Origin of the sequence: Streptococcus sp. A25 (assembly GCF_043674095.1) — a bacterium.
Taxonomy (GTDB): domain Bacteria; phylum Bacillota; class Bacilli; order Lactobacillales; family Streptococcaceae; genus Streptococcus; species Streptococcus suis_V.
Map to the genome: position 1 here is coordinate 85,518 of NZ_JBIMJO010000007.1, position 15,561 is coordinate 101,078.

General features: G+C 38.4%; 13 protein-coding genes. 4 read left to right on the plus strand and 9 right to left on the minus strand.

Translation table 11 applies throughout. From position 1 onward, the window contains the following. Nucleotides 1-4 precede the first annotated feature (4 nt). Nucleotides 5-742, minus strand: coding sequence for a cyclase family protein (locus ACHBID_RS04505; protein WP_105160538.1), 738 nt, complete (start codon nt 740-742; stop codon nt 5-7). Between the two features lie 206 nt (nt 743-948). Here ACHBID_RS04505 and ACHBID_RS04510 point away from each other — a divergent pair, with 206 nt between their 5' ends. Beyond that, on the plus strand, nt 949-1,488 hold the full coding sequence (locus ACHBID_RS04510) for a biotin transporter BioY (RefSeq protein ID WP_105110678.1): 540 nt from the start codon (nt 949-951) through the stop codon (nt 1,486-1,488). 10 nt (nt 1,489-1,498) lie between these two features. Here ACHBID_RS04510 and ACHBID_RS04515 read toward each other — a convergent pair whose 3' ends face one another. Continuing rightward, complete coding sequence (locus ACHBID_RS04515) at nt 1,499-1,714, minus strand: YdbC family protein (protein ID WP_105110677.1); 216 nt, start codon at nt 1,712-1,714, stop codon at nt 1,499-1,501. Nucleotides 1,715-1,806: 92 nt separating this feature from the next. Between ACHBID_RS04515 and ACHBID_RS04520 the strand changes: the two genes are divergently transcribed. After that, nucleotides 1,807-2,127 carry a hypothetical protein gene (locus ACHBID_RS04520; RefSeq protein WP_105110676.1) on the plus strand — a complete coding sequence of 107 codons (321 nt, stop codon included), beginning with the start codon at nt 1,807-1,809 and terminating at the stop codon, nt 2,125-2,127. Between the two features lie 18 nt (nt 2,128-2,145). Here the strand turns inward: ACHBID_RS04520 and ACHBID_RS04525 are convergent, their stop codons facing one another. Then, entirely contained in the window at nt 2,146-3,432 is a 1,287-nt protein-coding gene (locus ACHBID_RS04525) for a U32 family peptidase (RefSeq protein ID WP_105123072.1), read from the minus strand. A 536-nt stretch (nt 3,433-3,968) separates the two neighbouring features. Next, entirely contained in the window at nt 3,969-4,898 is a 930-nt protein-coding gene (locus ACHBID_RS04530; RefSeq protein WP_105110674.1) for a peptidase U32 family protein, read from the minus strand. A gap of 158 nt (nt 4,899-5,056) precedes the next feature. Between ACHBID_RS04530 and ACHBID_RS04535 the strand changes: the two genes are divergently transcribed. Further along, a complete protein-coding gene (locus ACHBID_RS04535) occupies nt 5,057-5,356 on the plus strand; it encodes a DUF3270 family protein (RefSeq protein WP_105110673.1) in 300 nt (99 codons plus the stop codon). A 123-nt stretch (nt 5,357-5,479) separates the two neighbouring features. On the opposite strand, the gene ACHBID_RS04540 is transcribed toward ACHBID_RS04535, so the two are convergent. The 5 genes from ACHBID_RS04540 to ACHBID_RS04560 form a co-directional block, all read right to left on the minus strand. Further along, entirely contained in the window at nt 5,480-6,211 is a 732-nt protein-coding gene (locus ACHBID_RS04540) for a GntR family transcriptional regulator (RefSeq protein ID WP_394731679.1), read from the minus strand. Nucleotides 6,212-6,363: 152 nt separating this feature from the next. Further along, on the minus strand, nt 6,364-8,037 hold the full coding sequence (locus tag ACHBID_RS04545) for a recombinase family protein (protein WP_394731678.1): 1,674 nt from the start codon (nt 8,035-8,037) through the stop codon (nt 6,364-6,366). Between the two features lie 684 nt (nt 8,038-8,721). After that, complete coding sequence (locus tag ACHBID_RS04550; protein ID WP_394731677.1) at nt 8,722-10,920, minus strand: alpha-galactosidase; 2,199 nt, start codon at nt 10,918-10,920, stop codon at nt 8,722-8,724. Further along, complete coding sequence (locus tag ACHBID_RS04555) at nt 10,917-12,377, minus strand: sucrose-6-phosphate hydrolase (RefSeq protein ID WP_105160338.1); 1,461 nt, start codon at nt 12,375-12,377, stop codon at nt 10,917-10,919. Before ACHBID_RS04555 ends, ACHBID_RS04550 begins: the two co-directional genes overlap by 4 nt. Before the next feature lie 6 nt (nt 12,378-12,383). Next, nucleotides 12,384-13,799: a PTS transporter subunit EIIC gene (locus ACHBID_RS04560; protein ID WP_105160337.1), complete on the minus strand. Its 1,416-nt coding sequence runs from the start codon at nt 13,797-13,799 to the stop codon at nt 12,384-12,386. A gap of 105 nt (nt 13,800-13,904) precedes the next feature. Here ACHBID_RS04560 and ACHBID_RS04565 point away from each other — a divergent pair, with 105 nt between their 5' ends. Next, nucleotides 13,905-14,720, plus strand: a complete 816-nt coding sequence (locus ACHBID_RS04565; protein ID WP_105160336.1) for an AraC family transcriptional regulator — start codon at nt 13,905-13,907, stop codon at nt 14,718-14,720. Nucleotides 14,721-15,561: the final 841 nt, after the last annotated feature.

A 15,561-nucleotide genomic window follows, 5' to 3' on the forward strand; every position in this document is an offset into this window, starting at 1 on the left:
CATCTTATGGCAAAATAGCAATGGCTCTAACTGGTGAACCCGAGCCCTTTTCCCAATGTGGAAAGGCGATGGAGATCAAGCTCCCCGTCGCTGGAACCTGATCAAGATTGTTGAGGACTTCTACCTGGTAAATGTCTTTTGACAGAAGATAGTATTCCTCTGGAAGGCTACCACCATTCTCTGCTGCTGACACTCCTGAGTCTGTATCCAGGGTCTCATGACCAACGGCCTTGACCTTGCGTTCCTCAATCAGATACTCCAAGGCATCATGGCTCCAACCTGGGGTATGTTGCACTCCATTTTCATCCAAATTTCGGATGGCATCCTGGCTTGGCCAGCGTTTAGACCAGTCTGAACGGAAGGCAACAAAAGACTCCTCTGCAATAGGACCATGTTCCTCTTCAAAATCCAAAATATCCTGCTTGGTGATTTGGTAATCTGGATTTGCTGCAACTGCCTGCGACTTATCGATAACATAAAGAGGCAGGAGCAAATCTTTCAAGTCAATCTCGTCCAAATAACGAGCCCCCTCCACAAAGTGAACAGGCGGGTCGATATGGGTACCATACTGGCCAACGACCGTGAACTGCTCTACGAAAAATCCGTCCTTGTGGTCAAACAAGGTCTTCTTCTCCAAGGCAGGCAGGGCAGGGAAATGAGGACTATTTTCATTGATTTGATGGGTCAAATCCACCCATTTTTTGGCTTTTAAGGTACGGTAAATAGCTAATAATTCTGACATAGGATGTCTCGCTTTCTTATTTTTATCCATTGTAGCATGAGAATGATCAGTCTACTTAAAAACATAGTTTTTTACTTATATAACTTTTTTATGAATAGCTATAGATTTTTCCTATAACTGTGACAGCTGATAGTCAATGGATTGACTTCCTTTGAAAATCAAACTATAATTTTGTTAACCAATTATTATAAAAGGATAACCATCTCATGAAACAAGAATCAACTCTCCATTTGGTCTACACTGCAATCGGTGCGGCCCTCATTGCAGCTCTTTCACAAATCAGCCTTCCCATTGGTCCTGTTCCCTTTACTCTCCAAACCCTGGCTATCGCCCTGATTGCCTGCCTCTATCCAAGGAAACTGGCCCTGGCAAGTGTCGGAATTTATCTGACCTTGGGTGCCATTGGACTGCCTATATTCGCAGGATTGTCAGGTGGAGTGGCCAATCTTTTCGGACCGACTGCTGGATTTCTCTGGGGCTTTTTGGCCTACGCGGCTATCACATCCAGCTTGACGACAAATAATAGTTCTCCATTCCAGGTCTTTCTGGCTTGTCTGCTGGGAACCGCTACTTGCTTTGGACTGGGATGTTTAGTATTCAAACTGGTCAGCGGTGCTAGCTGGACAGATACTCTTGGCTGGACAGTCCTGCCCTTCATCCTGCCTGATTTAGCAAAAATTTCCCTCGCCACAGTGGCACACAAACTCCTCCAACCAGTTATGAGAAAAAGGAACCTAATTGCTTAGGCTCCTCATCTTACTTATTGGTAAATGCATCCAGCATGACTTGAAATTCTTCATTGCTGAGGGTAATGCCCTTGCCCATCTTGGTATGGTCGGGACTCCAAGTGCGGATGTCATATTTGGCTGGTGCTCCGTTAAAGGACACACGGTTAAGCTCCTTGGTCCAGCCCTTGTCATTCTCAGATAGGACCAAGAGTTTTTCTTCGATTTCAAATGTAAATTCTGCCATTTGTTACCTCCTTCACTTATTTGTTCGCAAACACTTGTCATTTTTATAAAAATTGTATAAGATGATTATAGCAAGTTTGAAAGGATATTGCCATGAAGAGGTTTTTGGAATCCATTTTCGGTCGTATCAATGATTTTCTGGTTTACAGATCCCAACCAAAGCCTATGGAGCCTGCAACCAGAGAAGAGATTCAAGAGTATCTTGAGCTGGCCATTCAAAAGAAGGCTGCTATCCATGTTATTTATGGTGAACGTAGCTTTACCGGGGACATTGTCAAGTATGACAAGGAACGGCAACGCTTGATTATGAAAAATTTCAAACGTCGCGTGACCAGTATCATTCGGATTGATGAGATTAAAAAAATCTCTCTGGTTCCAGAAAACATCAAAAAATCACAATTATCAAAAGGCTGAATTTCTCCAGCCTTTTTCTTATGCACGAATAGTAACAGCCTTGCCGTCCTCTTGATAGAGATTGATGAGCCCTGACTTGCAGGCGCGGATCATATCGCCTGGATAGATTTCACGGTCTAGCTTAATAGTCAGCAGTTCCATAGGTTTATTGGCACGGTCAATCTTATCTCCATTGGAATCATGCAGGCCTTGAATGGTCGTCTCAAAATGACGGAAACCTGGCCCGTAGAACTCAACTTGGTCTCCTTCGTTGATAACATTGCGCTGACGAATAGTTGCTGTCATGGTTTCCTTGTCAAAGGCCACTACTTCAGCGATAAATTTGTATTCTGGAATTTTACGGCGGGCACCAAACAATTGCTCGTTTTCAGTTGGTGGATTGTAGTAAAAACCAGTTGCCAGTTCACGCTGGGCTACTTTCCACAACTCGTCAATCAGGTCTTGTTTGATCGCTTCAAACTTTTCTGGACTTTCTAGATAGGCATCGACCGCAGCCTTATAGCAGTTGGTTACGGTTGACACGTAGTGGACAGATTTCATCCGGCCTTCGATTTTTAGGCTATCAACCCCATTTTCAATCATGTCTGGAATATGGTCGATCATACACATGTCCACCGCAGACATGGAGAACTCCTCTGGTATTTCCCCCTTAATCGAACGACGCTCTTCACCGAATGGCAAGTCATAGAGGTTGTACTTCCAGCGGCAAGACTGGGAGCAACCGCCGCGGTTGGCATCACGTTTGCTCATGTGGTTGGAGAGGACGCAACGTCCTGAGTAGGAGATACACATGGCACCGTGGACAAAGGCTTCGATTTCAACATCTGTCCGTTTACGAATTTCAGCTACCTCTTCCATGGTCACTTCGCGGGCTAAAACAACGCGGGTTAAGCCCAATTCCTTCCAGAACTCGAAGGTTTCATAATTGGTCGATGAAGCCTGGGTGGACAGATGGATTTCAAGTCCCGGCGCTTCAGTGGCACAAATGACGATGAGGGCTGGGTCAGACACGATAACCGCATCCAAGCCCATATCCCGCAGTTCACGGAACCAGGCTCCCGCTCCTTCTTCATTCCCTTCATGGGTCACCATGTTAGCCGCAACATAGACCTTGGCACCACGGGCGTGGGCGTATTCAATCCCTTCCCGCATCTCGTCCATAGTAAAGTTCCCAGCCCGGCTACGCAGACCGTAGGCCTGACCGCCAACAAAGACAGCATCGGCACCATAATCAATGGCAACCTTCAATTTCTCCAATGTCCCAGCAGGTGACAAGACCTCGGGACGCTTTAATGCTTTTGACATAATATTCCTCTTTCTATTTGCAGGATAGAATTAAGATAAAAATTAAGAATTGGCGACGGTTTTCAAATGGAACGATATTTTTCCACTTGAAAACCTATTGCAGGGCCTAGAACTCGCCTAAAGGCGGTTCCGTACTTGGACCTTACCTATATTAAGTGGCAAAGTTGGCTCTGCCAGTATAGATTGATTTGAATTAAAATATGCGACGATAGCTAGGTCAAAACGACACTTTTTGACCTAGCTGTCTAGTGTAACTGACTAGGAAAGGTTCAATGGAACTTTCCGTTTAGTGTCAAGCTCCTTTAGAAGCCGACACTAAGTCAGTTACCAGGATAGAATTAAGATAAAATCTAAGAATTGGCGATGACTAAAACAACCCTCTGGACCGGGCTTTCCCATTGACAGGCTCGGGATAAAACAGTCCCACGGACTGGCCTCGCTTCTCTATTTCTAGGCTCGGGATAAAACAGTCCCCCGGACTGGCCTCGCTTCTCTATTTCTAGGCTCGGGATAAAACAGTCCCCCGGACTGTTTTATTACCTCACCTTGTTCCGGTCAAATTCGTAAAATCCGGTGTCCAAACCGCGTTGGCTTGGGTGGAACTTGCGTACTTGTTCGTCCAAGAGAAAGGCTTGGTCGTAGGTGAATTCTCCTTTTTCCAATAAATCACGCGCTTGGACGAATAATTTGGCAATCTCGACGAAGTTCTGACCTGGACAAAAAATACCATCCAACTTCCAATTTCGGTAGCCATGTTCATAAAGCTCTGTCAACTTGGTCATCATGTCGATATCATTGTTAATAAAAATATGCGTTCCGTGTTTATCCTCAAAAATGGAATAATGACTTTCTGGATCTGCAGGTTCTGCCAAGAAAAGTCCACGTTCCTTGGACAAATCCGTCTCATCCGCCTTAGTGAAGTTATAGTAGTTTTTGAGCAAGGTCCGCTTGGAATGGTGGATAACAGAGGCACCGTAAACCAATATTTCCGCAGGAATTTCCAGATTTTCCGAAATATCAAAGAGTTCTGCCGATGGGATTTCTCTTGCTAAGACAGCCTCGACAGCGCCGTGGTCCTTCCAGAAATTGATTTGTCGGCTGGATGTTACAAAGACAGATGTGTCGTAAATAAGCTTGAAATTGTAGCCGTCCCGCTTATTGATATAAAAAACACCTGCATCCCCAACGACCAGATAATCGACCTTGATTTCTTTCATCAATTCCATAAAAGGCTTGATATTGTCCATCATATCTTGGTGCATGAGAGCGTTGGCTGCGACAGTCAATTCCTTGCCTGCCTCGTGAACCAGCTCTGCTATTTGGCGAAGCTCATCATAGGAAAAATTGGTCGGAATGCGGAGGGCATGGTCTGCCTCACCAACATAAATACGGTCAACACCTGCTGCTAACAGTTCTTTGACCTGTTCAATGCTTTCAGCTGTTGCTGTTATAATAATATTTTTCATAATGTTCATTATATCACAAAGATTTTCTAAAAAAGGAAGCGGACCTGAATTTTAATCTTCAGACTTTTCTAATTTCTTTGTAACAATATTGTAATAATCTTGTTACAGTTTCCACTCAATTTTATGGTATTCTTGAAAAGCAAAATAAAGGAGACGATATGGCACTTAGACAATATCGGCCTGACCAAATCCCCACTGAAGAGTATATCCCGAAAGAGAAACAGGCCCCTTATCAAGCGTACCAAGCAAGAGAATCCAGTCTTCCACGAATCAATGAATTATTATTTTTTGTGAATATTGTTGTTTTTAGTATTTTGACGGTTCTAGCAACTTACGTGTATCTTTCGCTGAACATCCCTGCCTTCCTGTCCTTCTGCTTGGCTATTCCAAGTGGTTTTATTGGCATGCAACTGCTCAAATACTCATCAAATAAAATATTTAAACGATTATTCTCGTAAACATCACCTGAGGGCTCAAAGCCCTCTTTTTCTTGCAAAAAAGCCAGGGCAGTAATACTGTCCTAGCTCGCTGTCTTCGTTAAAAAACTAATATTGATTCAATAGCCTTGAAGTAGAAATCCACTACTCTTGACGGACGTGGCTAATCTTATATCTGAACTGGTCTGCCCGCGCAATACTAAAGGTAAACTCAATAATCTTATTTTTTTGATTGTAGGTCTTCCGAGTGATATGAAGAACAGGACTATTGTTTTTAATGCCCAGGACCTTGGCCTCATGGTCTAGTGCAATACTGGCATAAAATTCTTCTTCTGCCAGCCGAATGGTTTGATTGTAATCTTCAGCAAATATTTCATAGAGCGGCATGTGATTAAGGCGCTCTTCAGTCATTCCAGATACAACTTCAGCTGGAATATAAGTCTTTTCCAGCATCATTGGAACATTATCAGCCAGGCGAATCCGTTCTAATTCAACGACGGGCTCGTTGATGTCGATTTGCAGCTGCTTGGCCAGATACTCGGACGCATTTTTCTCAAGCAACGACAAAATCTGGGTCTTTGGGACCTTGCCGATTTTCCGCATCTGCTCTGTAAAACTATAGGCAGAGGACAGATCAACAGCAGGCTCTCTTATCTCTGAAACATAGGTTCCCTTGCCATGTTTTTTATAAACAAGTCCCCTTCTTTCCAATTCTTGAATTGCAAGGCGGACTGTAATCCTACTCACCCCATGAATATGGGTTAACTCGCGCTCAGAAGATAATTTATCATTCGGCTCCATGGTATTCCGAATCTTCATCTCCAATTCGTCTACCAATTGTAAATATAGCGGTTTGTCACCTGCTTCGGTAACCATATTATCACCTCTTTCATTGGTTATAACCACCATTAGTATAGTAAAAAAACGTTCGGAAATCAAGAGTTTGTAGGGATTTTCCCTACTTTACATTTTTTAGGAAAATTTCAAGAAAAATGTCGGTAAATCATCCGTGACTGCCAGTAATAGACTCATTTCCTCACCAACTTAACCACCGCTTCAACCGGTGTACTATTGTCCAAACTAATTTCTAAGTCTTCCTCAATGATTGGAAGCTTGAAATGAATGGCTTTTACCCAACGCCCTGCCTCATTTTTTTCATCATAAATCTCGACTTTTTCAATCAACATCTGACACAATCGCTTCTTGTCGATATCTTCCATGACGTCCATAAATGATGCAAAGTTAACTAATATTTTATAAATATTATCAGCGGTCATTTTATCTTTTAGGATTACCTCTCGTTTAGATTCACTTGTCTCAATTAGCATTTCTACATCTGCTAATTTATCATAAATAGTATTTAATCTCATATCTAAATCGATTGACTTCTGCTGAAAATGAGGATCTTCAAAATTTAAGGAGTCAATCTGTTGGATTAAATTCAATTTGGTTGCATTGAGCTGGCGAAAGAGACTCTTATATTGTTCAATTTCACTATCTATCCTACTTGTATCAACCTGAATATTTATTTTCTCTTGCAGTTTTCTTGCAAAACCAGGTCTTGAAACTAACTTACTAATGATTGATAATACTTCATGGTCTAAATTTCCTGTTTTTAGTTGCTTATTAAATGTACACTTATGACCATCTACATGCTTTCTATGTTTACAAGCATAGTAGTAATAGTTTTTATAGTATTCATCTTTCTTATTTTTATTTCGCTTGATACTTTTATTTCCATAAAGTCCAGCATTGCATAATGGACATTTTATCAACCCCGAAAGTACATAAATAGAATCGCCCTTACTTGGGTTCTCACGTTTATACTTATGGGCATTAGCTTCTCGTTTTTTCCTCACTTTATTCCAAATCTCATCGTCAATAATAGCTTCATGTATTCCGTCTGTTAGAATATAATTTTCAGACTGTATGACTTTCGTTTCACCAGAAACTTTATCTCGAGTGCTTTCACGCCGTCCAAAAGCAATTTTTCCATTGTAAACTGGATTATCTAAGATTCTTGCAATGCCACTTGATGAAAAATATGGAAGCGTGCTATTGTGTCGAATTGGCTTCTTTATATCTAGGTTGGCTAAATGTTTGGCAATAGCTATAGTGCCCATATCACTGTTGGCAAATAAATCAAAAATCATTTTTACAGATTCAGCTTCTTCTTGATTTACTTGCAATTGACCATTCACAAGGGAATATCCTACAGGCGCAAATCCACCATTCCATTGACCAGCTCTCGCTTTTTGTCTGCGACCTTCCATGGCTTGAGAAATAATATTTTCTCTTTCCATTTCAGCAACTGCCGACAAGATCGTAATAACTAACTTTCCTGAATCCTTTGAACTATCCAGTCCATCATCAACACAAATCAGATTTACACCATGAGATTCCATAATAGCTAGAGATTTTAAAGTGTCCGCTGCATTTCGACCAAAACGTGATAATTTGAATACAAGTACATAGTCCACTTTATCTTTTTCTGCTTCGATATCTGATATCATTGCCATAAATTCCGTTCGTCCTAGCATGGTTTTACCAGATTTCCCAGCGTCCTGATAGGTTTTCACAATTTCAATATTAAAAGCATTTGCATATTGCTGAATTCTTGATACTTGAGAGTCTAATGAAAATCCTTCAACCTGCATACTCGTTGATACCCTTGTATAGATATATGCTTTTTTTCGCTTCATTTAATTTCTCCTTGAAAAGTTTGACCCAAAAATACCCTTATAATCTTAAGGGTATTTTAACTCTTTTTAGAAAAGAATACAAGCAACTACTTATCAGAATACAGGTTTTCTTCCTTGATTGGTAAATTTGAGCAATCAATGTTATCTCCGTATTTCAGAAGCATTTCTTCCAAAAATCTCACTAGTTCATCCATAGATGACCTCCAAGTGAAATTATTTGACTCTGATTCCTCATTACAAAAGGCAGAAGTAGTTGCTTGTAGAAATGTAAATCATGTACAATCATGATAAACTCCTTCTATAACTCAACTACATTCTGCCATTTTTTGGAAATTATAAAAAAACTGTTATTACTTTTCTGCTGATGAATCAATTCCTATAACAAATACTCTCAAGGTAACCTAATTACTACTTATTCCCATACCTTCGCTGATATTCTCTCCTGATAGTCTGTATAGCTTGGTGCAAGTGAGGCATAGTTGGTTACGTAGAAGAACTCACAAGGATTTTAGGGTATCAACAAGGTACTTAACTTCAAAATTTTATGTAAGGCAGAACTAGTTTCGAAACTATTGTTAGCCTCGATATTATCAACTTCAAAAAACAGATACTAATAAAACCAATATATCTGAAATTATAAAAACAAGGAACACTATATTACAAGTGTTCCTTTAATAAAATAATCTAAACTTTTGTAAAATGAAGTACTCGACTCTCAAAATCACCTTGATTAAATATTGGACTAACATATAACCCAATGTTCATCAATTCATCTCCAAAACAAGTAATATCCATTTCAGGATTGTAGTAAAGTACATCTTTCTCCAGTCCCTTTACAATTAATCTCTCTAAAGGTGGTGCTGCATGAGACAAAATATTAGAGTAGGTTACAATACATTCGCTCTTGTCATCTGAAACGACTTGCCAAACACAATTGTTGTTATCAAAAGGACTACTCAGACGAGTGAATTTTCCATATAATAGTAGATCTCTATATTTTTTATAATATTTAATTTGTTCACTAATTTGATCTTTTTCTGCTGGGGTTAGTAGGGTAGGGTCAAGCTCGTATCCAAAAACACCTGCCATAGCAATATTCGCTCTAGTCGCTAACGATGTGATACGTCCATTTTGATGATTAGGAACTGCTGAAACATGTGCCCCCATTGTAGATGGCGGATAGACAAGACTTGTTCCATATTGTATTTTCAACCTTGCTACTGCATCGCTGTTATCACTTGTCCAAATTTGGGGCATATAGTATAGCATTCCTGCATCAAATCGTCCCCCGCCACCTGAACAAGCTTCAAATAAAATATCTGGGTGATGTACGGTCAATTTGTCCATCAATCGATATAAATTAATGGCATACCTATGTGACACCTCTCCCTGCTGTTTATTATTTAACATGAGGGAAAAAACATCCGTAAGGTACCTATTCATATCCCATTTTACATAGTCTATTTGATTTTGTTTCAAGATTCTATGGATAGAATCAAATAAATAATTCAACACATCCTCGCGGCTTAAGTCAAGTACATACTGAGAACGACTCAATGTTGCCTCTATACCAGGTACATGAAAATACCAATCTGGATGTTCAGAAAATAGTTTACTCTTCTCTGAAATCATTTCAGGCTCAAACCAAAGACCAAATTTCATTCCTTTGTTATGTGCATATTCTGATAAACCACGCAAGCCATTGGGCAGTTTTTCAACATTTTCATACCAGTCCCCAAGTGACGATTGGTCATTATCCCGTTTTCCAAACCATCCATCGTCTAACACAAACAACTCAATTCCTAAATTGGCCGATACATCAATAATTTCTTTTATTTTTCTTTCATTAAAGTCAAAATACGTTGCTTCCCAATTATTAATTAATATTGGTCGTTGCTCAGTTTTATACTTACTCCGAATGATTCTGTCTTGTATAATGCTATGGAAGTTCTGAGACATGCCATTCAGACCATTCTCAGAAAATGTTAATATCACCTCTGGTGTCTGAAATTGCTTATTGGGTTCAAGATTCCATTGAAAACCCGAAGGATTTATACCAATTGTTAGTCTAAGTTGTTCATACTGATCCAATTCAAGAGCTTCTTCGTGATTCCCACTATAAATTAATAAGAAACCATACGCTTTTCCCCGATGTTCAGTAGTGGAAGGTTCGACTAAGGCAATAAAAGGATTCTCTTGATGGCTAGTGGTTCCTCTCTTACTATCAATAATATGAATGCCACGTTGAATCTCTTTTCGTTCAATTTGACGTTCATTTCCCCAAGAACCTGGTAGATGAATCATTTCCCTTTTTTCATACGGAAAATCAATACTCATACTAGCCAGTTTATTAATTGTAATATCGGATACTCCTTGATTCTCAAGACAAGCAGAACGAACGATGATATCATAGTCGGCATAAATTGTATAGGATAAACAAAGTAATAATTTACTTACTTCATCTTCCAAATAGATTTCTATTGTCTCTGCTTCTGAATCATTTTCCGTCCAAACATGTGGCAAAGGATGTAATGATTTCTTTCCAGAAAACATCCTATAATCTATATAACGAAAATCAGATACACTGGAACCTGAATCGGTTACAATTTCAATTGAAGGGATTCTAAAATCACCACTCCCTAAACTTGAATATTCCTGTAACAATGTATCTCTTGAATATACGCGCTTTTCATCATCCTTAAAATTTGTTGAAAAAGACCGTTCAAATCGAGGGTAAGACAAACCACCATGATAACCAGAAACAGCCTTGCCAAAATACACCTGTGACAATAACTTTTGTTCTTCAACTTGAAAAATATAAGAAATTCTTCCATTAGACAGATGAAAAAGATACTTCTTTTCATCAACAGATATTAAGCTCATCTTGTTTCTCCAATTTCTAACTTCCAAACTTGTAAATTAAAAGTAGCCTGATCCCTATCTAAATGAAGGTATTTTTGTTGTTCTGTCGGAAAAATTCGACTTGAAGCTACAAAATCTCCATCATTGACAAAAATTTCAATCGAACTCCTATCTAATAATATTCTGAGACTTACCTTATCTCCAATATTATCTGCAATCAATCGATCTGTTCCGAATTCTTCTGCAATTTTTTCACCAGATAAGGTTCTGTCCAAAATAATCTGTTTTTGTTCAAAATTTATGATAAGTTGCGTACCCACTGTTTTGTTGGTATCTGCTACTAAATCAACTTTGACGACATCTTCAAGAGTTCTTTCAACACTAAGTTCAATATCTACACCGAAGCCTAGTTCATAGCTATTTTTTGATTGACTAATAGCTATTGGGCTGCGATATTTCTTTATTTCAGCAAGTGGACGTTGCTTTAACTTTCCATCTTCCAAGAATAATTCTCGAGGTAGTGTTAAACATCCACAATAAGCATATTGTTCGGTAGGATAAGCAATTTCTGGCAATCCCATCCAAGCAAATAAAAAGGTTCTTCCATTGGCTTGCATAACTTGAGCAGCGTAAAAATCAAACCCTCTGTCAATTTCTAGAAATGTCTGTTCAGATGTTACTTTTAAATTGGTTCTTGATAGTTTCTCACCTACCACATATCCTGTTTGATAAAGGTTTCTATATTTATCACCTTCAGGTTTAATCCCTTGAGGAGAAAACAAAAAGATTCCCTTGCCCCCAATTTCAAAATAATTTGGACATTCCCACATATAGCCGAAATTCTGATAGGCAATATCCACTTCTCCCAAAACATCCCAATGAATGCCTTCTTTAGAAAATAGTACGAGACTTGTTCCAGTCAGATTCTCTCTTTGAGCACCTATAACAGCAAAGTATCCATCTTTATTTTTCCATATTTTAGGATCACGAAAATGATCTGTATATCCTTCTGGATAACCTGTTATTGCTGGCGGAAGTACTTTAGATAAACTTCCCTCTTTATCTAAAGAAGCAATAATTTGGTAAGGGATTCTCTCATTGTGACTATTTCGAGTATTCCCAGTGTAGAATATTCGGATATGGTCCTTCTCTGCTATTGCTGAACCAGAGTAGGCCCCATGTGTCTCATAAATACTGTCTGTTTCAATTCCGACACCTTGATTCTCCCAACTAATTAAGTCATTAGATGTCACATGGTACCACCCTTGAAACCAGCTATCTTCACTATAAGTTAATGGACTCCATTGATAAAACAGATGATACTTTCCCTCAAAATAACAAACACCGTTGGGATCATTGATATATCCCATATCTCCTTCAATATGAAAGAGTTGACGATATGGGCTATCTGATACTTTCTCTCCCAACGATGCTATTAATTCTAAAGGAATATCATCATATTGATGATATTTCTTCATGTATAATTACCCTTCCTTTTCTTTCATTACTTTGCTTAATACAACTGTGAGTGTCGCACCAATAGCTACTGCGATCAGATGCGCAACAATGTAATGAATATAGCCATTATTTGCTGGGTCTACTATTGTAAAGCCTGGCAAGGCTGTTGCTCCAAAACCAACTGCTGTTAGTTTTGTAAAGTAGACATAAGCACTTGCTAACGCTCCTGCTACACATCCTGCAACTAGAGGGTATCTGTATTTAACGTTTACTCCAAACAGAGCAGGTTCTGAAATACCAAACAAAGTTGAGGTAAATGCTGATACTGCCAAAGATCTTTTCTTGTTATCTTTATGATTCATAAGAAGATACCCTAAAACTGCGCCACCTTGTCCCATCAATGCAACTGACATAAGTGGATTCAAGAAGTCACGGCCTGTATCTTGTAATAATTGTGACTCAATCGCGCCAAATGTATGATGGAGACCTGTAATAACTATAATTTGTTGAATACCACCAAAAATCATATAACCAAACACTCCAAGATGTTCTACCATCCATAGTAGCCCACCTGTAATGCCTTGACCTAGTGATCGCCCAAAAGGACCAATAATTGTAAAGAGTAGGAAAGCAGAGATAAGTATTGTTAACATCGGTGTAAGCACGAATTTTAACATATCTGGCAAAATTTTATTAAATTTCTTATCTAAGAATGCCACGATATACCCCATCATCAAGGCAATGATAATTCCACCCTGGAAACCAACTAATTCAACATTTAGCCCAAAAATATTAACCAGCTCAGCCTCAGCCGAACCATTAGCTACTCCGTAGGCATTTGCTAAACCAGGAGATACCAAGAGTGCACCTAGTGCTAAACCAAGGGCCGGTCTACCACCAAACCGTTTTACAGCTGAATAAGCTACAATTAGCGGAAGAAAATCAAATATTGAACCTGAGGCAATTTGAATCATTCGATGAAGTCCAGAAATAGCTGGAATAGAGTCAATAATAGAATTTTCACCAAATAAGCCCTTTGTAGAAAGCAAAGATCCTAATCCAAGCAGTAATGCTGCAGCTAGGATACATGGCATTATTTCAATGAAAACATCTGATAAAGCCTTCATAAATTGTTGAAGTGGGTTTCGCTTACTTGTTAAAATTTCTTCATCTATTTTTGTATCTCTAGTTATACCAATATAGTTAGAAAATTCATCATAAACAGTATTAACTAGACCTGCTCCAAAAATCATCTGTAATTGGTCACCAGCCACAAATACCCCTTTAACGAGACGAACGTTTTCTAGTTGTTCCAAATCCGCTTTACTATCATCCTTTAAGACTAAACGTAAGCGAGTTGCACAATGAGTAACATGTGCAATATTCTCACGCCCTCCTACTAAAGTTTCAATTTGTTCACTGATATCTTTATATTCAGTCATCTGAACACCTCCTTGTTTTTATACTTTAATAATACTCTTTCGTTTTTTGTTATTAAATGGTAAAATGTAGACAAACTTTATCAATTTGTAGAAAGAAATAATGAAATGGATTTTTTATTTAACAATCTAAATACGAACCCGTACATCAGCATTTATACAGTAGGATATGAAAAAACAAAACCAAATCACTCATATGGACCAACAAGAAGGAGTGGCTATATGTTGCATTTTGTCTATTCTGGTAAAGGGGAATTTATCTGCCAGGGTAAGACATATCACTTAAAAGCAGGGGATTTTTTCTTTATTTCTCCTGATGCCACCATCACATATACTGCAGATCAAACTGATCCTTGGGCCTACTATTGGTTTGGCTTCAGAGGAAATCTCGTCGAACACTACCTCAAGGAAACCGCTATTTGTGCTAATAACCCTGTCTTTTCTCTAAATCATTCAACAGAGAGAATTAAATCTGCCATGAGTCGTCTAATAGAAATTTCCTTGGCTTCAGAACATAATGACATGCTCCTCAACTCATGTTTACTTGAAATAATTTATCAACTCACAAAATCATTTCCAAAGGATAGCATTCAACAACAGGGAACTAGTCCAAAATTAATTTTTTCTCAAGCTATATCCTTTCTTCAGCACAATTATGATCGAAATATCAAAATTAGGAATCTAGCGAATCTATTAAATATTGATCGTAGCTACCTCCATAGACTTTTTATTGAGCAGGCTGGAATTTCTCCAAAACAGTTTCTGACAAATGTAAGAATTGATCGAGCAAAGCAACTTTTACACGATAGTGATTTAGATGTAAAAAGTATTGCCTACTCAGTTGGATTCGAAGATGCTGGGAATTTCTCAAAGTTGTTTAAACAAAAGGTCGGTATATCACCAACAAAATATAGGGGTTTTTAGCAATTATGATTTCTCCCAACTCCTGACAGACAAGCAAAGTCTGCCCCAATTACCCACTTTTTGGATGGACTAAGGTTTGGTACCAAAGGGGAATGGTTGATTCAACTAAAGACATACTTAAACATATTAAACAGTAATTATTTCTTTATATTTGACTCGTAAGCGCCGTCTGCAAGACCCCTCGGAGAGCGTTTGTAGTTTTGATGAACCGTAGGGTTGTCAAAACTACAAAAACGTTACTTTTTGACAAAAAGTAACAAAAACCTCTGTTACTTTCTTCTCAAATTTTTTTAAAGAGAATCATTGAGTTTAATTTATTTGGCGAGGAATAGCGGAGCGCCTCGCCATTGCTCGCTATTCGAGCAATCATAACACAAAATTTTAAAATATTGATAATTTAGAAATTAACATACCAATCTTACAGAATCTCTTTTCTACTAGAATAATGGGATTATTTATCTATCCATTTTTTATAGTCATAATGGGTAACTTTATAAAACCATTATCTGTTAAATAATGGATTACTTTATTGATCCGCTATTTTTGAAAACATGGACTTCTTTAATTAGTCCATTAATTTAGAGAATATGGTCTTCTTTATTTACCAATTATTTTAGAGAACATGGTCTTCTTTATCTACCCATTATTTTAGAGAACGTGGACTTCTTTATCTATCCATTATTTTAGAGAACGTGGACTTCTTTATCTATCCATTATTTTAGAAAATGTGGACTTCTTTATCCACCCATTATTTTAGAGAACACGGACTTCTTTATCTATCCATTATTTTAGAGAACGTGGACTTCTTTATCTATCCATTATTTTAGAAAATGTGGACTTC

Excerpts from the sequence above, each read along its gene's own strand:
- ACHBID_RS04550 (WP_394731677.1), bottom strand. The coding sequence starts at position 10,920 with ATGAGCTTAATATCTGTTGATGAAAAGAAGTATCTTTTTCATCTGTCT.
- ACHBID_RS04505 (WP_105160538.1), bottom strand. The coding sequence starts at position 742 with ATGTCAGAATTATTAGCTATTTACCGTACCTTAAAAGCCAAAAAATGG.
- ACHBID_RS04540 (WP_394731679.1), bottom strand. The coding sequence starts at position 6,211 with ATGGTTACCGAAGCAGGTGACAAACCGCTATATTTACAATTGGTAGAC.
- ACHBID_RS04565 (WP_105160336.1), top strand. The coding sequence starts at position 13,905 with ATGGATTTTTTATTTAACAATCTAAATACGAACCCGTACATCAGCATT.
- ACHBID_RS04525 (WP_105123072.1), bottom strand. The coding sequence starts at position 3,432 with ATGTCAAAAGCATTAAAGCGTCCCGAGGTCTTGTCACCTGCTGGGACA.
- ACHBID_RS04545 (WP_394731678.1), bottom strand. The coding sequence starts at position 8,037 with ATGAAGCGAAAAAAAGCATATATCTATACAAGGGTATCAACGAGTATG.
- ACHBID_RS04560 (WP_105160337.1), bottom strand. The coding sequence starts at position 13,799 with ATGACTGAATATAAAGATATCAGTGAACAAATTGAAACTTTAGTAGGA.
- ACHBID_RS04530 (WP_105110674.1), bottom strand. The coding sequence starts at position 4,898 with ATGAAAAATATTATTATAACAGCAACAGCTGAAAGCATTGAACAGGTC.
- ACHBID_RS04515 (WP_105110677.1), bottom strand. The coding sequence starts at position 1,714 with ATGGCAGAATTTACATTTGAAATCGAAGAAAAACTCTTGGTCCTATCT.
- ACHBID_RS04510 (WP_105110678.1), top strand. The coding sequence starts at position 949 with ATGAAACAAGAATCAACTCTCCATTTGGTCTACACTGCAATCGGTGCG.
- ACHBID_RS04535 (WP_105110673.1), top strand. The coding sequence starts at position 5,057 with ATGGCACTTAGACAATATCGGCCTGACCAAATCCCCACTGAAGAGTAT.
- ACHBID_RS04520 (WP_105110676.1), top strand. The coding sequence starts at position 1,807 with ATGAAGAGGTTTTTGGAATCCATTTTCGGTCGTATCAATGATTTTCTG.
- ACHBID_RS04555 (WP_105160338.1), bottom strand. The coding sequence starts at position 12,377 with ATGAAGAAATATCATCAATATGATGATATTCCTTTAGAATTAATAGCA.